The sequence below is a fragment of the Pseudoalteromonas aquimarina genome, assembly GCF_049257255.1.
Lineage (GTDB): Bacteria > Pseudomonadota > Gammaproteobacteria > Enterobacterales > Alteromonadaceae > Pseudoalteromonas.
This window is the reverse complement of record NZ_JBMMUG010000001.1, coordinates 544,934-565,127: the sequence shown is the minus strand read 5'-3', so window position 1 is coordinate 565,127 and position 20,194 is coordinate 544,934. Positions and strand designations below refer to the sequence as shown.

Here is a 20,194-nt window from a genome sequence, read left to right as displayed (position 1 = left end):
CCGCCTTTTAAAACATCTTAAATTTTAAGAAATAACTGAATTAACTAAAGCTATAGCTTCAGTTTCTAATTCTTTTAAATGTGCCTCAGATACAAAAGACTCAAGGTAAATCTTATAAATATCCTCAGTACCAGAAGGACGTGCAGCAAACCAACCGTTTTGTGTTGTTACTTTTAAACCACCAATTGCTGCGCCATTACCAGGTGCATGGGTGAGTTTTGCTAAAATACTGTCGCCTGCTAGGGTATCGGCAGTTACATCGTCAGCCGATAATTTAGCTAACTTTTCTTTTTGCTGTGCGTTAGCTGGCGCATCTAAACGTTTGTAGATTGGTGCACCAAACTCTTCTGTTAAAGCGTTATAATGCTCACTTGGAGTTTTACCAGTCACAGCTAAAATCTCAGCGGCTAAAAGTGCAAGAATAAAACCGTCTTTATCAGTTTCCCAAACACTGCCATCACGACGTAAGTAAGAAGCACCTGCACTTTCTTCACCACCAAACAATAAGCTTGAATCTAATAAACCATCAACAAACCATTTAAAGCCTACAGGTACTTCAAATACTTCACGGCCATGTTTAGCAACAACTTTGTCGATCATTGCACTAGAAACCAGTGTTTTACCCACTTTAGCATCAATTGGCCACTCTGGGCGGTGACTTATCAGATAGTCAATTGCTACTGCTAAATAATGATTAGGGTTCATCAGACCATCTGGCGTAACAATACCATGACGGTCATAATCAGGGTCATTACCAACCGCAATATCAAACTTATCTTTAAGTGAAATTAAGCTTGCCATTGCATAAGGCGATGAACAATCCATTCGAATTTTGCCATCTTTATCAAGCGTCATAAAAGAAAATTGCGGGTCAATTTTTTCATTAACAACGGTAATATCTAAACCGTATTTTTCGGCAATCACTGGCCAAAAATTAATGCCAGAGCCACCTAACGGATCTACACCAATTTTAATACCTGCATTTTTAATTGCTTGCATATCAATAATGTTTGCAAGGTCTTCTACATAAGGTGTAATTAAGTCTTGATATTGAATAAAACCAGAACGTTTAGCTTTAACAAATGGGAAGAGTTCAACTTCAACTAAATCTTCAATTAAAAGTTGATTCGCTCTATCTTCAATCCATTTTGTGATATTGGTATCAGCTGGACCACCATTTGGCGGATTGTATTTAAAACCACCATCTTCAGGTGGATTATGAGAAGGTGTAATAACAATGCCATCAGCAAGTTCAGCACTATGTATTTGGTTGTGCGTTACAATCGCATGACTTATTACAGGTGTTGGCGTGTAATCATCATTTTCTTGCGTTACAACCTGAACCTCGTTTGCCACTAACACTTCAATAGCTGAATTAAATGCAGCTTCAGAAAGGGCATGAGTATCTTTGCCTAAGAAAAGCGGACCAAAAATATTATTTTGTTTTCGATAATCACAAATAGCTTGGGTGATTGCCAAAATATGTGATTCATTAAAATTAGTTTTTAATGAACAACCACGGTGACCCGATGTGCCAAATGCAACACGCTGCTCAGGGTGTTCTTCAATATCTGGTTCATATAAATAATATGATGATACTAATTTAGGAATGTTGACTAAGTCTGATTGTAAGGCGCGCTGCCCTGCTCTTTCATGGTTTGCCATGATCCACCTTTAAATTATAAGTAATCGCGTAATTTTTCTGCTTCGTCTTCACTGTAGCCTAGAGATATGGCAACTTCGTGAACCATCATTTTTTTACGTGTAGTGTTTGAATTAGTCATAACCCAATAGCCACTATCCATAATGTTTTTAGGATTAGTACTACTACCAGATGCAATTAAATCGTCTTTGTTAGTAGCGAAATAAATACGATCACGGCCTTTGATATCAAGCACACGATTAAAAATACCTTTGTGTGTGCGATGAAGAGCAGAAAGAATAAATAGAAAACGCCCTACAACGCCTTTTTGCATTGCAAGTTCTTCTTTATTCAAAATATTAAACACGTTATCGCACTTATGTTCTTTTTTCTCTTTTGGCGCAACCTGCTCTTCAACTTCCACAGTTTCAGTAGCTGGAAGATTTGGGAGATCTGTATCTAGCTTTAATAGGCGACGTAAAATTTGAGACGCGCTTTCACCAATACTCTGAGTATTACTTGCTATATACTGATATAACTCGTCGTCGATTTCGATTTTTTTCATGGTTATCCTAATTGTTAGACGAATTTAGCAAAAATCTCGCATAGTATAACGAGTTTAAATTGATTTCTCTATGTTTGCTTTTTCAAGTTTCACTCGGCACAATGCTGCTTTTCATTAGCTTAACTACGCAAATGCAATTAAATTATTCACAACTTGGCGATAATACAGACAACTTGCCTATTATCGTAATTCACGGCTTATTTGGCTCTAAAGAAAATTTAAATATCATTGCCAAACCACTCAGTGAAAACCATCAAGTTATCAACGTCGATCTTAGAAATCACGGCCAATCATTTCACGATGCTACAATGAACTACCAAGTGATGGCTGACGATGTATTTAATTTATTAAACACATTAAATATTAATCAGTGCATTCTTGTGGGTCATTCCATGGGTGGAAAAGTGGCGATGCAAATGGCTTTAAGCCAAGGTGAGCGAATAGCTAAGCTCATTGTGTTAGATATAGCACCAACACACTACACACCAAGACATCAAAATGTATTCAATGGCTTAAAAAACGTGAATTTAGCCGCGATTAATAATCGAAGTGAGGCAGATGCTCAGTTAGCTGAATTTATTGAAGAACCTGGCGTAAGGCAGTTTTTATTAAAAAGCTTAGCAAAAACTGAACTTGGTTTTAGTTGGCGCTTTAATGTAGAGCAAATAATTGCATCATATGATGCGATATTGGCAAAACCTGAAGGTTTAGCATATACAAAGCCCACTCTCTTTATTAAGGGCGCAAATTCTGACTATATTTTAGAATCACACCGCCCTGAAATTGCTGCGCTATTTCCCAATGCTAAAGCAAAAATAATCGCAGGTGCTGGCCATTGGTTACATGCTGAAAAGCCAAGCCAGGTAAATTTAGCAATAAGTCAATTTGTTGCTGGTTAATAGAGAGAAAAAATAGAAAAAACCTACTTATTACATGGGTACTATTTTTGATCTTTGATAATGTATTTAACGGCTTACTATGCTATAGTTGCGGCCGTTTTCGCGCAGATTCAGAATAATAATGTTAGATAAATTATTAGATGGTATTGATATCCTTGGACTCTATTTCGGTTTAGCCGGAATATTCTTTTTCATAGGTATGGCAATCCAAGATGTTTTAAAAAAAGGTGATGTGCCAAAATTTGGTCGTTACGTCGTTTGGTTGGTGCTTTTTTTAGGCTGTTCTGGGTTTATTGCGAAAGGTCTTATTCAGGTATTTTGGCAAGGTGCTGGAGTTGGATAATGGCCAAAGCGGAATCAGATAGAACGACCCGAGATTTATTCGAATACGATAAACGTCCGGGGCGACCTAAAACAAACCCCCTACCACGAGAATTACAGCTTAAAATTAATAAGCGAAATCAACTTAAACGTGATAAAGCTCGTGGTTTAAAGCGTGTCGAATTCAAGGTTTCTTCTGAGTTGTATCAAGCACTAAACGATATGGCAGAAGAACAAAATGTGAGTCGAAGCGCATTGATTGAAATTATTTTGCAAGAGAAATTAGCGACAAAAAGGTAATAAACTATGGCAAGCGTAGGCATTTTTTTTGGTAGTGATACAGGTAATACAGAGCACGTCGCCAAGCTAATTCAAAAAGAGCTAGGTAAAAAAATGGTTGATGTTCATGACATCGCTAAAAGCTCTAAAGAAGATATTGCTGAATTTGATTTAATTCTATTCGGTATTCCAACTTGGTATTACGGTGAAGCGCAATGCGATTGGGATGATTTTTTCCCTGAGCTTGAAGAAATCAACTTCGAAGGTAAATTAGTAGCTATTTTTGGTTGTGGTGACCAAGAAGATTACGCTGAGTACTTCCTTGATGCGATGGGCATGATCAATGACATCGTGACTGAGCGTGGTGCAATCGTTGTTGGTCACTGGTCAACTGAGGGTTATGAATTTGAAGCTTCGAAAGCGCTTGTTGATGATAACCACTTTGTAGGTCTAGGTATTGATGAAGATCGCCAACCTGAATTAACTGAAAAGCGTATTAAAGATTGGTGTGCTCAAGTATATGACGAAATGTGCTTGGCCGAATTAGAAGATTAAAATAAAACCTGCGTTTACATTAGGCTATATCTAGTATAGCCTTACAATAACGTCGTGCTATTAAAGACAAAACAAGATAAAAACGAGACCAAGTTGATGACTGATCACAATTTAGAGCTAAAAAAAGCAGGTTTAAAAGTAACACTGCCAAGAATTAAAATCTTAGAGATTTTACAATCACCAGATAATCAACATATCAGCGCTGAAGATGTATATAAAATCTTATTAGATAAAGGCGAAGAAATTGGTCTTGCGACTGTTTATCGTGTACTTAACCAATTTGATGATGCTGGCATTGTTACACGTCACCATTTTGAAGGTGGTAAATCGGTATTTGAATTAGCCGGCAGCACACACCATGACCATTTAGTGTGTTTAAAGTGTGGCAAAGTGGTTGAGTTTGAAGATGATGTTATCGAAACACGCCAAGAAGAAATTGCTAACGACAACGGCATTAAGCTAACAAATCATTCACTTTACCTATACGGTGAATGTGAAGATAAAGAAGCATGTAAGCAATTTGCTGAAGAAAACAGCTAAACTTATATTTTAAAAAAAAGCGCCAATTGGCGCTTTTTTTATAGCTAAACTTGAGGCTTAAAGGGATAGATACCCTATCCCTTTAAACTAAAACTTAGTCTTTATTTTCTTCTTTTGCCCAAGAGTCACGCAAGCCAACGGTACGGTTGAAAACTAAACCTTCGGCTTTACTATCACGACAGAAGTAACCTGTACGCTCAAACTGATAACCTACTTCAACCTCTGCATTAGCAAGTGCAGGCTCAACAACTGCAGCTGTTAAACGTACTAACGACTCTGGATTTAATACTGTGGCAAAATCATCTTCTGCTGCTGGGTTTGGCACAGTAAATAAACGGTCGTATAAACGTACTTCGGCAGGCACACCTTGCGTTGCACTTACCCAATGAATTACACCTTTAACCTTACGACCATCACTTGGGTTTTTACCTAGAGTTTCATCATCGTAAGTACAGTAAATAGTAGTAATGTTACCTGCATCGTCTTGGTCAACACGTTCAGCTTTAATAACATAAGCACCACGTAAACGTACTTCTTTACCAAGTACTAATCGCTTATATTTTTTGTTCGCTTCAAGACGGAAATCTTCACGTTCAATTAGCACTTCACGTGTAAATGGTACAACACGCGAACCCATTTCTTCGATATTTGGGTGGTTTTGAACGTTTAGTTCTTCCACTTTATCTGCTGGGAAGTTCTCGATAACAACTTTAATTGGATCAAGTACAGCCATTGCACGCGGCGCGTTTTCGTTAAGGTCATCACGGATACACGCTTCTAACATGCCCATTTCAACCATGTTGTCTTGCTTTGTAACACCAATACGCTTACAAAACTCACGAATAGACGCTGGCGTATAACCACGGCGTTTTAAACCAGCAATTGTTGGCATACGCGGGTCATCCCAGCCTTCAACGTGCTTTTCTTCAACTAATGCATTTAGCTTACGCTTACTCATTAGTGTGTATTCAAGATTTAAACGCGAAAATTCGATTTGCTGCGGGTGACATTCAAGCGAAATATTATCTAACACCCAATCATATAAACGACGGTTATCCTGGAACTCAAGAGTACAAAGCGAGTGAGTAATGCCTTCTAGCGCATCTGAAATGCAGTGTGTGAAATCGTACATTGGGTAGATACACCACTTATCACCTGTCTGGTGGTGATGTGCAAAACGGATACGATAAATGATTGGATCGCGTAGCACCATAAATGAGCTCGCCATATCAATTTTTGCACGTAAAACACATTCACCTTCTTTGAATTCACCGTTTTTCATTTTTTCGAAAAGCGCTAAATTCTCTGCAACACTGGTGTCACGGTACGGGCTATTTTTACCAGCTTCCGTTAATGTGCCGCGGTACTCACGTGCTTCATCAGGTGATAAGAAACATACATATGCTAAGCCTTTTTCAATTAGCTCTACTGCATAATCGTATAACTTATCGAAATAGTTTGAAGAATAACAAATTTCACCATCCCAATTAAAACCAAGCCATTTAACATCTTGCTGAATTGAATTTACGTAATCGATGTCTTCTTTTTCTGGGTTTGTGTCATCAAAACGTAAGTTACATAGGCCTTGATAGTCTTTCGCAATACCAAAATTTAGGCAAATAGATTTGGCGTGACCAATATGTAAATAACCATTCGGTTCTGGTGGAAAACGCGTATGAGTTGCTGCGTGTTTTCCAGATGCTAAATCTTTATCAATAATATTAGTGATAAAGTTAGTTGCTCGATTTTCTGCTTCCGCCATTGCGAAATTTTCCTATATTCATTAAATAAATTAACGCGCTAATTATTACAAATAAAAGCCTTATCGCCTAGGTGAAAACAAGGCATGAGCTAAAAAAATATGAAATAAAAATGCGAATAACAGCTCTGTAGTTAAGTAACTGAACGGTTATTACGTTTGAAAATTAAATAACTGACTAATTGGATATTTTATGATGTTTTGCTACTTCGTGAAGTGCAAACACCATTTACAATTTACCAAAATAAGTCGCTATTTAATTAAACTAAAATATTGGGACAAATTCATAAACTTCAAGAACACGAAATTTGTGCATTAAAAAAGGCTGCATAAGCAGCCTTTTTATAGAAGGTTCGGAAAATTACCAGCCAGTTTTTTCTGCTAGTGCTTTACCGATATCAGCTAGTGAACGAACAGTCTTAACGCCTGCTGCTTCTAGCGCTGCGAATTTCTCGTCAGCTGTACCTTTACCGCCAGCGATAATCGCACCAGCGTGACCCATACGCTTACCTGGAGGAGCAGTAACACCAGCGATGTAAGAAACCACAGGCTTAGTTACATTAGCTTTAATGTACTCAGCAGCTTCTTCTTCAGCTGTACCACCGATCTCACCGATCATAACGATCGCTTCAGTTTGAGGGTCATTTTCGAACATTTCTAGAACGTCGATGAAGTTAGTACCTGGGATTGGGTCACCACCAATACCAACACATGTTGATTGACCGAAACCAGCATCAGTTGTTTGCTTAACAGCTTCGTAAGTAAGTGTACCAGAACGTGATACGATACCTACTTTACCTGGCTTATGGATGTGACCAGGCATGATACCGATTTTAGTTTCACCCGGAGTGATAACACCTGGGCAGTTAGGACCAATCATGCGAACGCCAGTTTCGTCAAGCTTAACTTTAACGTCAACCATGTCTAGCGTTGGGATACCTTCAGTGATACATACGATTAGCTCGATGCCTGCACTGATAGCTTCTAAGATTGCATCTTTACAGAAAGGTGCTGGAACGTAGATAACAGAAGCTGTTGCGCCTGTTGCTTCTACTGCTTCACGTACTGTGTTAAATACAGGAAGACCTAGGTGAGTTTGACCACCTTTACCTGGAGAAACACCACCAACCATTTGTGTACCGTACTCAAGCGCTTGCTCTGAGTGGAAAGTACCTTGGCCACCAGTGAAACCCTGACAGATTACTTTAGTATCTTTATTAATTAATACAGACATTATTTGCCCTCCGCAGCAGCAACAACTTTCTCAGCAGCGTCAGTTAGTGACTCAGCTGCGATAATGTCAAGGCCAGAGTTAGCAAGAACGTCACGACCAAGATCAGCGTTAGTACCTTCTAAACGTACAACTACAGGTACATTTACACCAACTTCTTTAACCGCACCAATGATACCTTCTGCGATCATGTCACAACGTACGATACCACCGAAGATGTTAACTAGTACTGCTTTAACATTGTCATCAGAAAGGATGATCTTGAATGCTTCAGCTACACGCTCTTTAGTTGCACCGCCACCAACATCTAGGAAGTTAGCTGGCTTGCCACCGTGTAGGTTTACGATGTCCATAGTACCCATTGCTAGGCCCGCACCGTTAACCATACAACCTACGTTACCGTCTAGTGCTACGTAGTTCAGTTCCCACTGAGCTGCGTGCGCTTCACGCTCGTCTTCTTGTGACGGATCGTGCATTTCACGGATTTTAGGCTGACGATATAAAGCGTTACCATCTACACCGATTTTACCGTCTAGACAGTGAAGGTTACCTTCGTCAGTGATTACTAATGGGTTGATTTCTAAAAGTGCGAAATCATGATCGTTGAACATGTTAGCAAGACCCATGAAGATCTTAACAAACTGCTTCATTTGAGTAGGGTTTAAACCTAGTTTGAAGCCTAGTTCACGCGCTTGGTAAGCTTGAGGACCTACTAGTGGATCAATCTCAGCTTTGTGAATTAGTTCTGGTGTTTCTTCAGCAACTTGTTCGATTTCAACACCACCTTCAGTAGATGCCATGAAAACAACTTTACGAGAAGCACGGTCTACTACAGCGCCAAGGTATAATTCGTTAGCGATATCTGTGCAGCTTTCAACAAGGATTTTTGCTACTGGCTGACCATTTTCGTCAGTTTGGTAAGTAACTAGGTTCTTACCTAACCAGTTTTGTGCAAATTCTTTAATTTCTTCTTTGCTGTCAGCAAGCTTAACACCGCCCGCTTTACCACGTCCACCTGCGTGAACCTGACATTTAACAACCCACTTGTCACCGCCAATTTTATCAGCAGCTTCTGCAGCTTCCTGAGGAGTGTCACATGCGTAACCCTCAGAAACTGGTAAACCATAGTCGGCAAATAATTGCTTTGCCTGATACTCATGCAAATTCATGATGCTTTTCCAATTGTATTACGTAAAGGGTTGAACTTTTGTTCAACCATCCCAAATTGCGCACCTAGTATAGTCGCACCAACCTTGTATGAAAACCCCAGTACGACCAAAGGCGCAAAAAAAAAGCTGCGAATAACTCCACAGCTTATTTTTTAATCCAAATCTATTAAACGTCTAGTAATAAACGTGTTGGATCTTCTAGTAGTTCCTTAATTGTAACTAAGAAACCAACAGATTCTTTACCATCGATTTGACGGTGGTCATACGATAGTGCTAGGTACATCATAGGTAAAATTTCAACTTTACCATTTACCGCCATTGGACGATCTTGGATTTTGTGCATACCAAGAATAGATGATTGCGGTAAGTTGATGATTGGCGTAGATAGTAATGAACCAAATACACCACCGTTAGTAATAGTAAAGTTACCACCAGTCATGTCATCAACAGTAAGTTTACCATCACGACCTTTAAGTGCTAATTCACGAATACCTTTTTCAATTTCAGCAACTGATAACTTGTCACAGTCACGAAGTACTGGTGTTACAAGACCACGCGGTGTAGAAACTGCGATGCTGATATCGAAGTAATTGTGATAAACAATGTCATCACCGTCAATTGACGCGTTTACTTCAGGGAAACGCTTAAGCGCTTCAGTAACAGCTTTCACGTAGAAAGACATGAAACCTAAACGGATGCCGTGACGCTCTTCAAATACATCTTTGTATTGCTGACGAAGATCCATGATTGGTTTCATGTTAACTTCGTTAAACGTAGTAAGCATTGCAGTTGAATTCTTAGCTTCAAGAAGACGGTTAGCAATTGTCTTACGAAGACGTGTCATAGGAACACGCTTTTGCGTACGCTCACCAAGTGCAACAGCTGGAGCTGCCGCCGCTGGTGCTGCTGCTTTTGCTGCAGGAGCTTTTAAGAACGCATCAACGTCTTCTTTAGTGATACGACCACCTTTGCCAGAACCTTTGATTTGTGAAGCATCAAGGCCTTTCTCAGCAATTAAACGACGTACAGAAGGTGTTAATACATCTGAGTTTTCGTCAGAAGTAGCTGGTGCTTCTGTAGCAGCTGCTGGTGCTGATGCAGCAGCTGCACCGGCAATTAGCTTACCAATGATCTGTTCACCTAAAACCGTATCACCTTCAGCATGGATGTGGTCACCCATAACACCGTCTTCAGGTGCTACAACTTCAAGAACTACTTTATCTGTTTCGATATCAACTAGGTTCTGGTCACGGCTTACCGCTTCACCAGGTTGAACATGCCATGTTGCAATCGTAGCGTCTGCTACTGATTCAGGAAGCACAGGAACTTTAATATCCACTTCTTTACCTTCTGCTGCTGGCGCCGCTACTGGCGCTGCTGTTGTTTCTGCAGGAGCTGCAGCTGAATCTGCAGCACCTAATAATGCAATCACTTGTTCACCAAGTACTGTTGCACCTTCCGCTTGTGAAATTTCAGTAATTACACCATCTTCCGGTGCAACAACTTCTAAAACTACTTTGTCTGTTTCGATATCAACAAGGTTTTGATCGCGGCTAACTTTATCACCAACGTTCACATGCCATGTTGCAACTGTTGCATCTGCAACAGATTCAGGAAGAACAGGAACCTTAATTTCGGTTGTCATCTCTTATTCCTTATTTTTTAATTGTAAGGGCGTCGGCGATCAACGCGTTTTGTTCTTTAGTATGGGTAGACATATAACCACATGCTGGCGATGCAGAAGCTTTACGACCTGCATAACTTAGGTTAGCACCTTGTGGAATCGCATCCCAGAAATGGTGTTGCGAGCAATACCAAGCGCCTTGGTTTTGCGGCTCTTCTTGACACCATACGAAATCTTTAACGTGTTGGTAACGTTGCATAATTGTCTCCATTTCCGCATGTGGGAATGGATACAACTGCTCAACACGCACAATAGCAATATTGTTAAGTTCTTGCTCACGACGTTGTTGTAGTAATTCGTAGTAAACTTTACCACTACAGAAAACAACACGTTCAACTTTGCTTGCATCAATATCATCGATTTCATCAATCATGTTATTGAAAACACCCGTTGAAAGTTCTTCTAAGCTCGAAACTGCTAATGGATGACGTAATAATGACTTAGGCGTCATTACAATCAATGGACGACGTAATGGACGTACTGATTGACGACGGATCATCGCATAAACCTGTGCAGGTGTTGAAGGCACACATACTTGCATATTGTGATCAGCACATAGCTGTAAATAACGCTCTAAACGTGCAGAGCTGTGTTCTGGACCTTGACCTTCATAACCATGTGGTAACAAGATTGTTAAACCACATAAACGGCCCCACTTTTGTTCACCCGAACTTAAGAACTGGTCAAATACAACTTGTGCGCCGTTCGCAAAGTCACCAAATTGTGCTTCCCAACATACTAACGATGTTGGTTCAGCTGTTGCATAACCATATTCAAACGCTAGAACTGCTTCTTCAGATAATACTGAATCATATACTTCAAAAGCACCTTGACCTTCGCGGATATTTTGCAGTGGTAAATAAGTTGATGCATCTGCTTGGTTGTGAACAACCGCGTGACGGTGGAAGAAAGTACCACGACCTGAGTCCTGACCGGTAATACGGATATCTGTACCTTCGTCAACAAGTGACGCATATGCAAGTGTTTCAGCCATACCCCAATCAAGTGGTTTTTCACCTGCAGCCATCGCTTTACGATCATCATAGATTTTCTTAACGCGCGACTGTGCTTTGTGATCTTCTGGGTAGCTTGAAACTGCTTCACCAAGGGCTTTTAGCTTTTCAATTGATAGTGCTGGATCGTACGCAGTATCCCAATCGTGACCTACAAACTTAGACCAATCTGATGAATGCTTTGTATCTGGTTGAATTTCATCAACAACGCAAACTCCGTTATCTAAACCATTACGGTAATCATCAGCTAATCTCTTCGCTTCATCAGCACTTAATACACCTTCAGAAACTAATTTTTGAGCATAGATTTCACGTGGCACTGGGTGCTTTTTGATTTTCTGATACATCAATGGCTGAGTTGCATTAGGCTCATCAGCTTCATTGTGACCGTGACGACGGTAACACACTAAATCGATTACAACATCACGCTTAAACTTGTTACGGAAATCAAGTGCAAGCTGTGTTACAAAAGCAACCGCTTCAGGATCATCAGAATTCACGTGGAAAATTGGTGCCTGAACCATTTTAGCGATATCAGTACAGTATTCAGTTGAGCGAACATCTTCTTGTTTGTTCGTTGTGAAACCTACTTGGTTGTTTACAACGATACGAACTGAACCGCCCACGCTGAACGCACGTGTTTGTGATAAGTTAAAGGTTTCTTGAACTACACCTTGGCCAGCGATTGCCGAGTCACCATGAATAGTGATTGGTAATGCTTTTGAACCATTAGTACAACCTAAACGGTCAAGACGTGCACGTACAGAACCCATAACCACAGGGTTAACGATTTCAAGGTGAGAAGGGTTAAATGCAAGCGCCATATGCACGTTGCCACCCGTAGTTGCGAAATCAGAAGAGAAACCCATGTGATACTTAACGTCACCAGAGCCTGCTAATTCGCCGTACTTACCAGCAAATTCATCAAAAAGCACTTGTGGGTTTTTACCTAATACGTTCACTAATACGTTTAAACGTCCACGGTGAGCCATACCAATAACAGCTTCTTCCTGACCACTTTCCCCTGCTCTATGAATTAACTCTTTAAGCATAGGTACTAACGCATCGCCACCTTCAAGTGAGAAACGCTTTGCACCAGGGAACTTAGCGCCTAGGTATTTTTCAAGACCATCAGCAGCCGTAAGGCCTTTAAGGATACGTAACTTAGTTTCAGTGTTAAATTGAGGCTGGGCAAAGTTAGATTCTAAACGCTGTTGTAACCAACGTTTTTCTTCTGTAGACGTAATATGCATATATTCAGCGCCAATCGAACCACAGTAGGTTTTCTTAAGTGCTGCATATAAGTCTTTAAGTTTCATAGTGTCACTGCCACAAGCAAATGACCCTACGTTGAATTCTTTATCTAGGTCAGAATCCGTTAAATCGTGGTGTTCAAGTGTCAAATCACGCACTTTTTCACGCTGCCACAAACCTAATGGGTCAAGGTTTGCGTTTTGGTGACCACGGAAACGGTATGCATTAATTAACTGCAGAACCCTAACCTGTTTTGCATCAGATGCGCCACCTGCTGCAACGACTACTTCTTTATGCTTGTTTTTCGCAAGCTCGGCAAATTGTGCTCTAATTTCGGAATGTTTTACATCTACATCCACGCCTTCTACTTTCGGTAGTGCGTCAAACACTTCACGCCATTCGTCAGAAACTGATGTTGCGTCATCTAAGTACGCTTCATACAACTCTTCTACGTATGCAACGTTACCACCGTTAAAGTGAGAAGACTCTAGCCATGCCTTCATTACACCTTCGTGCATTTATAAGCCCTTTTTACTAGCGCAGAATACTAAGTTTTAGTTAAACGGCGACAACATAATGTTATCGCCGCAGTGTTTTTGTTACCGCCGAATTATACAGAACGGTTAAGTAACATAGACTTGATGTGACCAATTGCCTTAGTAGGATTAAGGCCTTTAGGACACACGTTGACACAGTTCATAATACCGTGACAACGGAAAACGCTGAATGCATCATCTAAATCTGCTAAACGCTCTTCTGTCGCCGTATCACGGCTATCAGCTAAGAAACGGTAAGCATGTAGCAAACCAGCAGGACCGATGAATTTATCAGGGTTCCACCAGAATGATGGGCATGAAGTTGAACAACATGCACATAAAATACATTCATATAAGCCATCAAGCTTGTCACGCTCTTCAATTGATTGAAGACGTTCTTCGCCACCTGTTGGCTTGTCATTGATTAAGAATGGCTTAACTTTTTCGTATTGTGAATAGAATTGAGACATATCAATTACTAAATCACGAACAACAGGTAAGCCTGGTAATGGACGGATAACGATTTTACCCTTACCTAATGCAGATAATGGGGTAATACACGCTAAACCATTTTTACCATTCATGTTAACACCGTCTGAACCACATACACCTTCACGGCATGAACGACGGAATGAAAGCGTTGGATCTTGCTCTTTTAGTTGTAAAAGTGCATCCAATACCATCATATCGCGACCTTCTTCTACCTCAAGGGTATAGTCTTGCATACGTGGTGCGTTATCAACATCTGGATTGTAACGATAGACAGAAAATTGTAATTGTGCCATTGACTTCGCTCCTAGTAAGTACGTGCTTTAGGTGGGAAGGCTTCACGTGTTTTAGGTGCAAAATTCACCTCACGCTTAGACATTTCTTCCGTCACTGGGCTGTAAATTGAGTGACATAACCAGTTTTCATCGTCACGCTCTGGGAAATCGAAGCGAGAATGAGCACCACGGCTTTCTGTACGGAAGTTCGCAGCAACAGCAGTTGAGTACGCAGTTTCCATTAAGTTATCAAGTTCTAAGCACTCAATACGTTGCGTGTTGAACTCAGATGACTTGTCGTCAAGACGTGCGTGCTGTAGACGTTCACGAATTTCTTTAAGTTCTTGTAAACCTGTAGCCATTGCATCACCTTCACGGAATACCGAGAAGTTAAGCTGCATGCATTTTTGTAGGTCTTTTTTGATTTGTACAGGATCTTCGCCTTGGCCTGGTTTAGAAGTTTCCCAACGATTGAAACGAGCCATCGCTGCTTCTAGATCAGATTCAGATGCGTCTTTTGATACTGGCGCGTCTTTTAAGTATTGACCAAGGAAGTTACCCGCTGCACGACCAAATACAACTAAATCAAGAAGTGAGTTACCACCTAAGCGGTTTGCACCGTGAACAGATACACACGCGATTTCACCAACCGCGAATAAACCTTCAACGAGCTTTTCGTTACCAGCACCGTCAACATCAATTACTTGACCATTAACGTTAGTTGGTACACCACCCATCATATAGTGACATGTTGGGATTACAGGAATTGGTTCTTTTGCAGGATCTACGTGTGCGAACGTCTTAGAAAGATCACAAACACCAGGTAGACGTAGGTTAAGCATTTCAGCACCTAAGTGATCTAACTTAAGTTTGATGTGCGTACCCCAAGGGCCTTCACAACCACGACCTTCACGAATTTCAGTCATCATTGCACGAGCAACAACATCACGACCCGCTAAGTCTTTTGCGTTTGGCGCATAACGTTCCATGAAGCGTTCGCCGTCTTTATTTAGAAGGTAACCACCTTCACCACGACAACCTTCTGTTACAAGTGTACCTGCACCTGCAATACCCGTTGGGTGGAACTGCCACATTTCCATGTCTTGCATTGAAATGCCAGCACGCGTTGCCATACCAACACCGTCACCCGTATTTATGTGCGCATTAGTAGTAGATGCGAAGATACGACCTGCACCACCAGTTGCTAAAACAACCGCTTTAGATTTGAAGTAAACAACTTCACCGCTTTCGATATCGATTGCAGTACAACCAACAACATCACCGTTATCATTTTTAACAAGATCTAATGCATACCATTCAGAAAATACATTGGTTTTGTTTTTAACGTTTTGTTGGTATAGACAATGAAGAAGCGCGTGACCAGTACGGTCAGCTGCAGCTGCAGTACGTGCTGCTTGTTCACCACCAAAATTTTTCGATTGACCGCCGAAAGGACGCTGATAAACACGGCCATTTTCAAAACGTGAAAATGGTAAACCCATGTTTTCAAGTTCTGTAATTGCTTCAGGACCAGTTTTAGTCATGTACTCAATTGCGTCTTGGTCACCGATGTAATCAGAACCTTTTACAGTATCGTACATATGCCATTCCCAGTTATCTTCATGGGAATTACCTAAAGCAACTGTGATACCACCTTGTGCAGATACCGTATGAGAACGGGTTGGGAATACTTTAGAAATAAGTGCACAAGTTTTACCTGATTCACTGATAGCCAGTGCAGCACGCATACCAGCACCACCGGCACCAATTACTACAGCGTCAAATTCTCTTGTTGAAATAGCCACTTAAACACTCCAAAGAACAAAGAAACCAACAGCTACATAAGCAAAAGCCATTAAGTTTAAGAAAAAGCCTAGGATTGCACGCAATTTTGAACACTTAACGTAATCCGTTAAAACTTGCCACAAACCAATACGGGTATGAATCATCATGCAAACTAACGCAGTTAGTGTGTACACTTTTACTGCCAAGTTTGAAAATAAACCCTGCCACGCTTCAAACGTTACAGTTGGAGTAGTAAGGAAATACCCTAAAATAAACAGAGCATATGACGCTAATACAAGTGCTGTTGCACGTAATGATACAAAATCTTGTACACCGTCGCGTTTTAGAGATGCTTGATTAACTACCATATCCATACTCCTGCTAACACGGCTAATACAACCCAAAGTGCCATTACAAATTTTGCACTTGCGTTACCTGAACCCAATTCTTCGAAACGGCCCATATCCATAAGTAGGTGACGAATACCAGCTACTAGGTGATATAGAAGCGCGATTACCGCACCCCATGCAATGAATTTGGCAATGAACCCGGTAAACAGGCTCTTGACGAATTCAAAACCTTGAGGAGAAGAAAGTGATTCAGACCATGCCCAAATTACAAAAGATAAAGCGAAGAACAACGCTACACCAGAAATACGGTGAAGAATTGAAGCTTTAGCAGTTGCTGGCATCGAAATAGTAGATAAATCTAGATTTACAGGTCTTTGCTTTTTCACTGTTACTTGCCCATTGACTCTAAGGAGTCCAACTATTGTTGTTATAACCCATCAAATTTTTGATGGAACCATCAAAGTGAAATTTGCCACACCGTAATGACGAGTCACAGTATGAAAAAACAGCATTCACTTCAGACGAAAGGCATTCACCATTCAGAATGCCTACCACAGTATATAAGACCATATGGCCTATTACAATTCTTGTTTAATAAGAGGTGCTTGCGAAGTAGCCATTGGTATAATATTTATTCGATCAAAGAATAGTTATCATCAATTGATGCATTTAAATTGACTTTCTTCCCTATTTATAAGTTAGAATAGATAGAATTTGCTTAACATCCGTATCAAAAATAACAAACTGGTTTGTTATATTTAAAGGAGATAATTAGATGGCAGACAAAAAAGCCACGGTCCATATTGATGGGCTAGATCCTATCGAACTTCCTATTTACTCTGGCACAGCTGGTCAGGACGTTATCGACGTTCGTACCCTAGGCAGCCATGGTTACTTCACGTTCGACCCGGGTTTCATGTCTACTGGTTCATGTGAATCAGCTATCACATACATCGATGGTGCTAAAGGTGTTTTACTTCACCGCGGCTATGCAATTGATGAGTTAGCTGAAAAATCAAACTATATCGAGCTTTGTTACTTACTTTTAAATGGTGAGTTACCAAATGCAGAGCAATTAGCTGGTTTTGAAAACGAAATCACAACTAACACTATGCTTCACGAAAAAATTGGTGCTTTCTTCCAAGGTTTCCGTGTAGATTCTCACCCAATGGCAATGCTATGTGGTGTTGTTGGTGCACTTTCTTCTTTCTACCACAAAGATTTAGACATCACAGATCCTGCACAACGTCACCGTAGCGCTGTTCGTCTAATTGCAAAATTACCGACAATTGCGGCGATGTGTTACAAATACAACATCGGTCAACCATTTGTGTATCCACGTAACGATTTAAGCTACGCTGAAAACTTCTTACATATGATGTTCTCAGTACCAGCTGAAAAATATGAAGTAAGCCCAGTTCTTGCAAAAGCAATGGACCGCATCTTCATGCTTCACGCGGATCACGAGCAAAACGCGTCTACGTCTACTGTACGTTTAGCTGGTTCATCAGGTGCTAACCCATACGCATGTATCTCTGCTGGTATCGCGTCTCTTTGGGGCCCTGCGCACGGTGGTGCAAACGAAGCGTGTCTAACAATGCTTGAAGAAATCGGTTCAGTAGACCGTATCGATGAATACGTTGCTAAAGCAAAAGATAAGAACGATCCGTTCCGTCTAATGGGCTTTGGTCACCGTGTTTATAAGAACTTCGACCCACGTGCTACAGTAATGCGCGAAACGTGTCACGAAGTGCTTAAAGAGCTTAACATTGAAGATCCACTACTAGACGTAGCAATGCGTTTAGAGCAAATCGCATTAGAAGACCCATACTTCATCGAGAAGAAACTTTACCCTAACGTAGATTTCTACTCAGGTATTATTCTTAAAGCGATTGGTATTCCAACAAGCATGTTCACTGTAATCTTTGCAATGTCTCGTACTGTTGGTTGGATCTCACACTGGGATGAGATGTTATCTCAGCCAGGTCAAAAGATCGGTCGTCCTCGTCAGTTATACACTGGTGAAACTAAGCGTGATTTTAAAGACGTAACGTCTCGTTAATTATGTTTTAGATAAAAAAAGCCGCAATTGCGGCTTTTTTTATAGCTGAAACACCCCATTCATTGCCAAATATTATTCATTTCTTTAAAATCGCTGCTCAGTTTTTAGGGTAGAACCATGTTAGATAATCACGAAATACGGTCACAATTTCCATTTTTTTCACATTCAGATTTTATCTACCTAGATAATGGCGCTACGACTCAAAAGCCACAATGTGTAATCGATGCACTTTGCCATTTTTATAATTTTAATAATGCTAATGTTCATCGTGGTGTTAGCCAATTAGCGAGCAATACAACACAAATGTATGAGCAAGCTAGATCAAAATTAGCTGCTCATTGCGCTGTTTCACCTGAGCAGATTGTGTGGACCAAAGGCGCGACTGAAGCAATTAATCTGGTTGCTTCAAGCATCGATAAACACATAGAGCCTAACGACATCATTGTTGTATCCGCATTAGAGCATCATGCTAATTTGGTTCCATGGCAAGAATTGTGTAAACGTACTGGTGCAGAGCTGCGTGTATTACCAATTAATCATCAAGGTTTGTTAAACATTTCAGCAAGTTTAAACATGATAAGCAGTTTAAAACCTAAACTTGTGGCTGTGACCCATGCATCGAATGCCCTTGGTAATATACTACCGATAGAACAACTAATTGATGCAGCAAAAAATGTTAATGCAATCACCTTGGTCGATGGTGCACAGGCTATGCAACATCTTAAGCCCAATTTGGACACGTTAAACAGTGATTTTTATGTGCTTTCTGCGCATAAAATGTTCGGCCCTACCGGTGTGGGTGCACTGATAGCCAAGCCTCACAGTCTTGCCCTTCTTGATACTTATCAAACTGGCGGTGAAATGATTGAGCAAGTTAGCTTTTCAAGTTCACACTACCGTCAAGGCAATGCACGTTTTGAAGCAGGTACCCCGAACATAGCCGGTATTATTGGTTTTGGTGCCGCGCTCGATTTTTTAAACTCAGAAGCAATGCACACACAGCGTAGTTATGAACAATCCTTGTATCAATACACAATTGAACAACTTAAAAAAATTGATGGTCTCACCCTTTATGGTGATTTAGAAAATAATATCGGCACTGTAAGTTTTAATTATAAAGACGAGCATCACCTAGACGTTGCAACCTTATTAGATCAATCAAGTATTGTAGTGAGAAGCGGTAATCATTGTACGCAGCCACTTATGAATTTACTTGGCGTCGCAGGTACCATTCGAGTGAGTTTAAGTTGCTACAACAACTATGAAGATATCGACAAATTTATCTTTGCACTTAAACAAGCTATTGAATTATTAGATTAATATGACTGAACAATATTTAAACCTTAAGCAAAATTTTATTAGCAAAAATGCATGGCAAGACAAATATCGTGACATTATGTTGCTTGGTAAACAACTGCCAAAATTACCAAATGAATTAAAAATTGACGACGCAAAAGTACATGGTTGTGAAAGCAACGTGTGGCTATATATCGATTTTGATGAAAGTGAAGAACGTTTGGTTGTTAGTGCAGATTCAGATACGCGTATTGTTAAAGGGCTTATATTTATTATTTGCTCAATGGTTAACGGACTAACAATTGATGAATTTAAACGAATAAATATTCAATCTGAATTTGAATCTCTTGGGCTTATTCAACATTTAAGCCCAAGTAGAGGTAATGGAATTCTAGCAATTGCGCAAAAAATTTCTGATTTTGCAATACAAAATAGTTAGTGTTACCAAGTGAACTAAATATATTGTATGCAATTGTTAGAATTTAAATGT

The 20,194-nt window shown here is 40.3% G+C and carries 19 protein-coding genes; 8 read left to right on the top strand and 11 right to left on the bottom strand.

The genetic code is table 11. The features are described from left to right. Positions 1 to 24: 24 nt before the first annotated feature. Positions 25 to 1,665, bottom strand: a complete 1,641-nt coding sequence (pgm, locus tag AAEU29_RS02590) for a phosphoglucomutase (alpha-D-glucose-1,6-bisphosphate-dependent) (RefSeq protein ID WP_421971929.1) — start codon at positions 1,663 to 1,665, stop codon at positions 25 to 27. Between the two features lie 14 nt (positions 1,666 to 1,679). Next, entirely contained in the window at positions 1,680 to 2,207 is a 528-nt protein-coding gene (gene seqA / locus AAEU29_RS02585; RefSeq protein WP_421971928.1) for a replication initiation negative regulator SeqA, read from the bottom strand. Positions 2,208 to 2,338: 131 nt separating this feature from the next. Between seqA and AAEU29_RS02580 the strand changes: the two genes are divergently transcribed. The 5 genes from AAEU29_RS02580 (at position 2,339) to fur (ending at position 4,801) form a co-directional block, all read left to right on the top strand. Beyond that, positions 2,339 to 3,106 carry an alpha/beta fold hydrolase gene (locus tag AAEU29_RS02580; protein ID WP_421971927.1) on the top strand — a complete coding sequence of 256 codons (768 nt, stop codon included), beginning with the start codon at positions 2,339 to 2,341 and terminating at the stop codon, positions 3,104 to 3,106. Between the two features lie 121 nt (positions 3,107 to 3,227). Beyond that, positions 3,228 to 3,449 (top strand): DUF2788 domain-containing protein, encoded by a 222-nt coding sequence (locus tag AAEU29_RS02575; protein WP_038641650.1) that lies wholly within the window; start codon positions 3,228 to 3,230, stop codon positions 3,447 to 3,449. Next, positions 3,449 to 3,727 (top strand): LexA regulated protein, encoded by a 279-nt coding sequence (ybfE, locus tag AAEU29_RS02570; RefSeq protein WP_421971926.1) that lies wholly within the window; start codon positions 3,449 to 3,451, stop codon positions 3,725 to 3,727. Before AAEU29_RS02575 ends, ybfE begins: the two co-directional genes overlap by 1 nt. Positions 3,728 to 3,733: 6 nt before the next feature. Next, positions 3,734 to 4,261, top strand: coding sequence for a flavodoxin FldA (gene fldA / locus AAEU29_RS02565; protein WP_421971925.1), 528 nt, complete (start codon positions 3,734 to 3,736; stop codon positions 4,259 to 4,261). Between the two features lie 96 nt (positions 4,262 to 4,357). Beyond that, positions 4,358 to 4,801, top strand: coding sequence for a ferric iron uptake transcriptional regulator (fur, locus tag AAEU29_RS02560; RefSeq protein ID WP_421971924.1), 444 nt, complete (start codon positions 4,358 to 4,360; stop codon positions 4,799 to 4,801). Positions 4,802 to 4,895: 94 nt separating this feature from the next. Here the strand turns inward: fur and glnS are convergent, their stop codons facing one another. The 9 genes from glnS to sdhC all read right to left on the bottom strand — a co-directional run bounded on the left by glnS (position 4,896) and on the right by sdhC (position 16,732). After that, positions 4,896 to 6,563 carry a glutamine--tRNA ligase gene (gene glnS / locus AAEU29_RS02555; RefSeq protein WP_421971923.1) on the bottom strand — a complete coding sequence of 556 codons (1,668 nt, stop codon included), beginning with the start codon at positions 6,561 to 6,563 and terminating at the stop codon, positions 4,896 to 4,898. Between the two features lie 358 nt (positions 6,564 to 6,921). Then, positions 6,922 to 7,794 carry a succinate--CoA ligase subunit alpha gene (gene sucD / locus AAEU29_RS02550; RefSeq protein WP_421971922.1) on the bottom strand — a complete coding sequence of 291 codons (873 nt, stop codon included), beginning with the start codon at positions 7,792 to 7,794 and terminating at the stop codon, positions 6,922 to 6,924. Next, on the bottom strand, positions 7,794 to 8,960 hold the full coding sequence (gene sucC / locus AAEU29_RS02545) for an ADP-forming succinate--CoA ligase subunit beta (RefSeq protein ID WP_274760728.1): 1,167 nt from the start codon (positions 8,958 to 8,960) through the stop codon (positions 7,794 to 7,796). Before sucC ends, sucD begins: the two co-directional genes overlap by 1 nt. Positions 8,961 to 9,126: 166 nt before the next feature. Continuing rightward, positions 9,127 to 10,605, bottom strand: coding sequence for a 2-oxoglutarate dehydrogenase complex dihydrolipoyllysine-residue succinyltransferase (gene odhB / locus AAEU29_RS02540; RefSeq protein ID WP_421971921.1), 1,479 nt, complete (start codon positions 10,603 to 10,605; stop codon positions 9,127 to 9,129). A 10-nt stretch (positions 10,606 to 10,615) separates the two neighbouring features. Then, entirely contained in the window at positions 10,616 to 13,429 is a 2,814-nt protein-coding gene (locus AAEU29_RS02535) for a 2-oxoglutarate dehydrogenase E1 component (protein WP_421971920.1), read from the bottom strand. Between the two features lie 92 nt (positions 13,430 to 13,521). Continuing rightward, positions 13,522 to 14,232 carry a succinate dehydrogenase iron-sulfur subunit gene (locus AAEU29_RS02530; RefSeq protein ID WP_010560044.1) on the bottom strand — a complete coding sequence of 237 codons (711 nt, stop codon included), beginning with the start codon at positions 14,230 to 14,232 and terminating at the stop codon, positions 13,522 to 13,524. Positions 14,233 to 14,243: 11 nt separating this feature from the next. Beyond that, the gene (gene sdhA, locus AAEU29_RS02525; RefSeq protein WP_421971919.1) at positions 14,244 to 16,016 is read right to left on the bottom strand and encodes a succinate dehydrogenase flavoprotein subunit; all 1,773 of its coding nucleotides are present in this window, start codon (positions 16,014 to 16,016) and stop codon (positions 14,244 to 14,246) included. Continuing rightward, complete coding sequence (sdhD, locus tag AAEU29_RS02520; protein ID WP_421971918.1) at positions 16,017 to 16,364, bottom strand: succinate dehydrogenase, hydrophobic membrane anchor protein; 348 nt, start codon at positions 16,362 to 16,364, stop codon at positions 16,017 to 16,019. It abuts the gene before it with no gap. Next, on the bottom strand, positions 16,358 to 16,732 hold the full coding sequence (gene sdhC, locus AAEU29_RS02515; protein WP_421971917.1) for a succinate dehydrogenase, cytochrome b556 subunit: 375 nt from the start codon (positions 16,730 to 16,732) through the stop codon (positions 16,358 to 16,360). Before sdhC ends, sdhD begins: the two co-directional genes overlap by 7 nt. Positions 16,733 to 17,121: 389 nt before the next feature. Here sdhC and AAEU29_RS02510 point away from each other — a divergent pair, with 389 nt between their 5' ends. The 3 genes from AAEU29_RS02510 to AAEU29_RS02500 all read left to right on the top strand — a co-directional run bounded on the left by AAEU29_RS02510 (position 17,122) and on the right by AAEU29_RS02500 (position 20,143). After that, positions 17,122 to 18,408, top strand: a complete 1,287-nt coding sequence (locus AAEU29_RS02510; RefSeq protein WP_421971916.1) for a citrate synthase — start codon at positions 17,122 to 17,124, stop codon at positions 18,406 to 18,408. A gap of 117 nt (positions 18,409 to 18,525) precedes the next feature. After that, the gene (locus tag AAEU29_RS02505; RefSeq protein ID WP_421971915.1) at positions 18,526 to 19,728 is read left to right on the top strand and encodes an aminotransferase class V-fold PLP-dependent enzyme; all 1,203 of its coding nucleotides are present in this window, start codon (positions 18,526 to 18,528) and stop codon (positions 19,726 to 19,728) included. 1 nt (position 19,729) lies between these two features. Continuing rightward, positions 19,730 to 20,143 carry a SufE family protein gene (locus AAEU29_RS02500; RefSeq protein WP_421971914.1) on the top strand — a complete coding sequence of 138 codons (414 nt, stop codon included), beginning with the start codon at positions 19,730 to 19,732 and terminating at the stop codon, positions 20,141 to 20,143. Positions 20,144 to 20,194: the final 51 nt, after the last annotated feature.

Bases quoted from the DNA above. Each gene is read 5' to 3' on its own strand.
- pgm (WP_421971929.1), bottom strand. From the start codon at position 1,665: ATGGCAAACCATGAAAGAGCAGGGCAGCGCGCCTTACAATCAGACTTA.
- seqA (WP_421971928.1), bottom strand. From the start codon at position 2,207: ATGAAAAAAATCGAAATCGACGACGAGTTATATCAGTATATAGCAAGT.
- AAEU29_RS02580 (WP_421971927.1), top strand. From the start codon at position 2,339: ATGCAATTAAATTATTCACAACTTGGCGATAATACAGACAACTTGCCT.
- AAEU29_RS02575 (WP_038641650.1), top strand. From the start codon at position 3,228: ATGTTAGATAAATTATTAGATGGTATTGATATCCTTGGACTCTATTTC.
- ybfE (WP_421971926.1), top strand. From the start codon at position 3,449: ATGGCCAAAGCGGAATCAGATAGAACGACCCGAGATTTATTCGAATAC.
- fldA (WP_421971925.1), top strand. From the start codon at position 3,734: ATGGCAAGCGTAGGCATTTTTTTTGGTAGTGATACAGGTAATACAGAG.
- fur (WP_421971924.1), top strand. From the start codon at position 4,358: ATGACTGATCACAATTTAGAGCTAAAAAAAGCAGGTTTAAAAGTAACA.
- glnS (WP_421971923.1), bottom strand. From the start codon at position 6,563: ATGGCGGAAGCAGAAAATCGAGCAACTAACTTTATCACTAATATTATT.
- sucD (WP_421971922.1), bottom strand. From the start codon at position 7,794: ATGTCTGTATTAATTAATAAAGATACTAAAGTAATCTGTCAGGGTTTC.
- sucC (WP_274760728.1), bottom strand. From the start codon at position 8,960: ATGAATTTGCATGAGTATCAGGCAAAGCAATTATTTGCCGACTATGGT.
- odhB (WP_421971921.1), bottom strand. From the start codon at position 10,605: ATGACAACCGAAATTAAGGTTCCTGTTCTTCCTGAATCTGTTGCAGAT.
- AAEU29_RS02535 (WP_421971920.1), bottom strand. From the start codon at position 13,429: ATGCACGAAGGTGTAATGAAGGCATGGCTAGAGTCTTCTCACTTTAAC.
- AAEU29_RS02530 (WP_010560044.1), bottom strand. From the start codon at position 14,232: ATGGCACAATTACAATTTTCTGTCTATCGTTACAATCCAGATGTTGAT.
- sdhD (WP_421971918.1), bottom strand. From the start codon at position 16,364: ATGGTAGTTAATCAAGCATCTCTAAAACGCGACGGTGTACAAGATTTT.
- AAEU29_RS02510 (WP_421971916.1), top strand. From the start codon at position 17,122: ATGGCAGACAAAAAAGCCACGGTCCATATTGATGGGCTAGATCCTATC.
- AAEU29_RS02505 (WP_421971915.1), top strand. From the start codon at position 18,526: ATGTTAGATAATCACGAAATACGGTCACAATTTCCATTTTTTTCACAT.
- AAEU29_RS02500 (WP_421971914.1), top strand. From the start codon at position 19,730: ATGACTGAACAATATTTAAACCTTAAGCAAAATTTTATTAGCAAAAAT.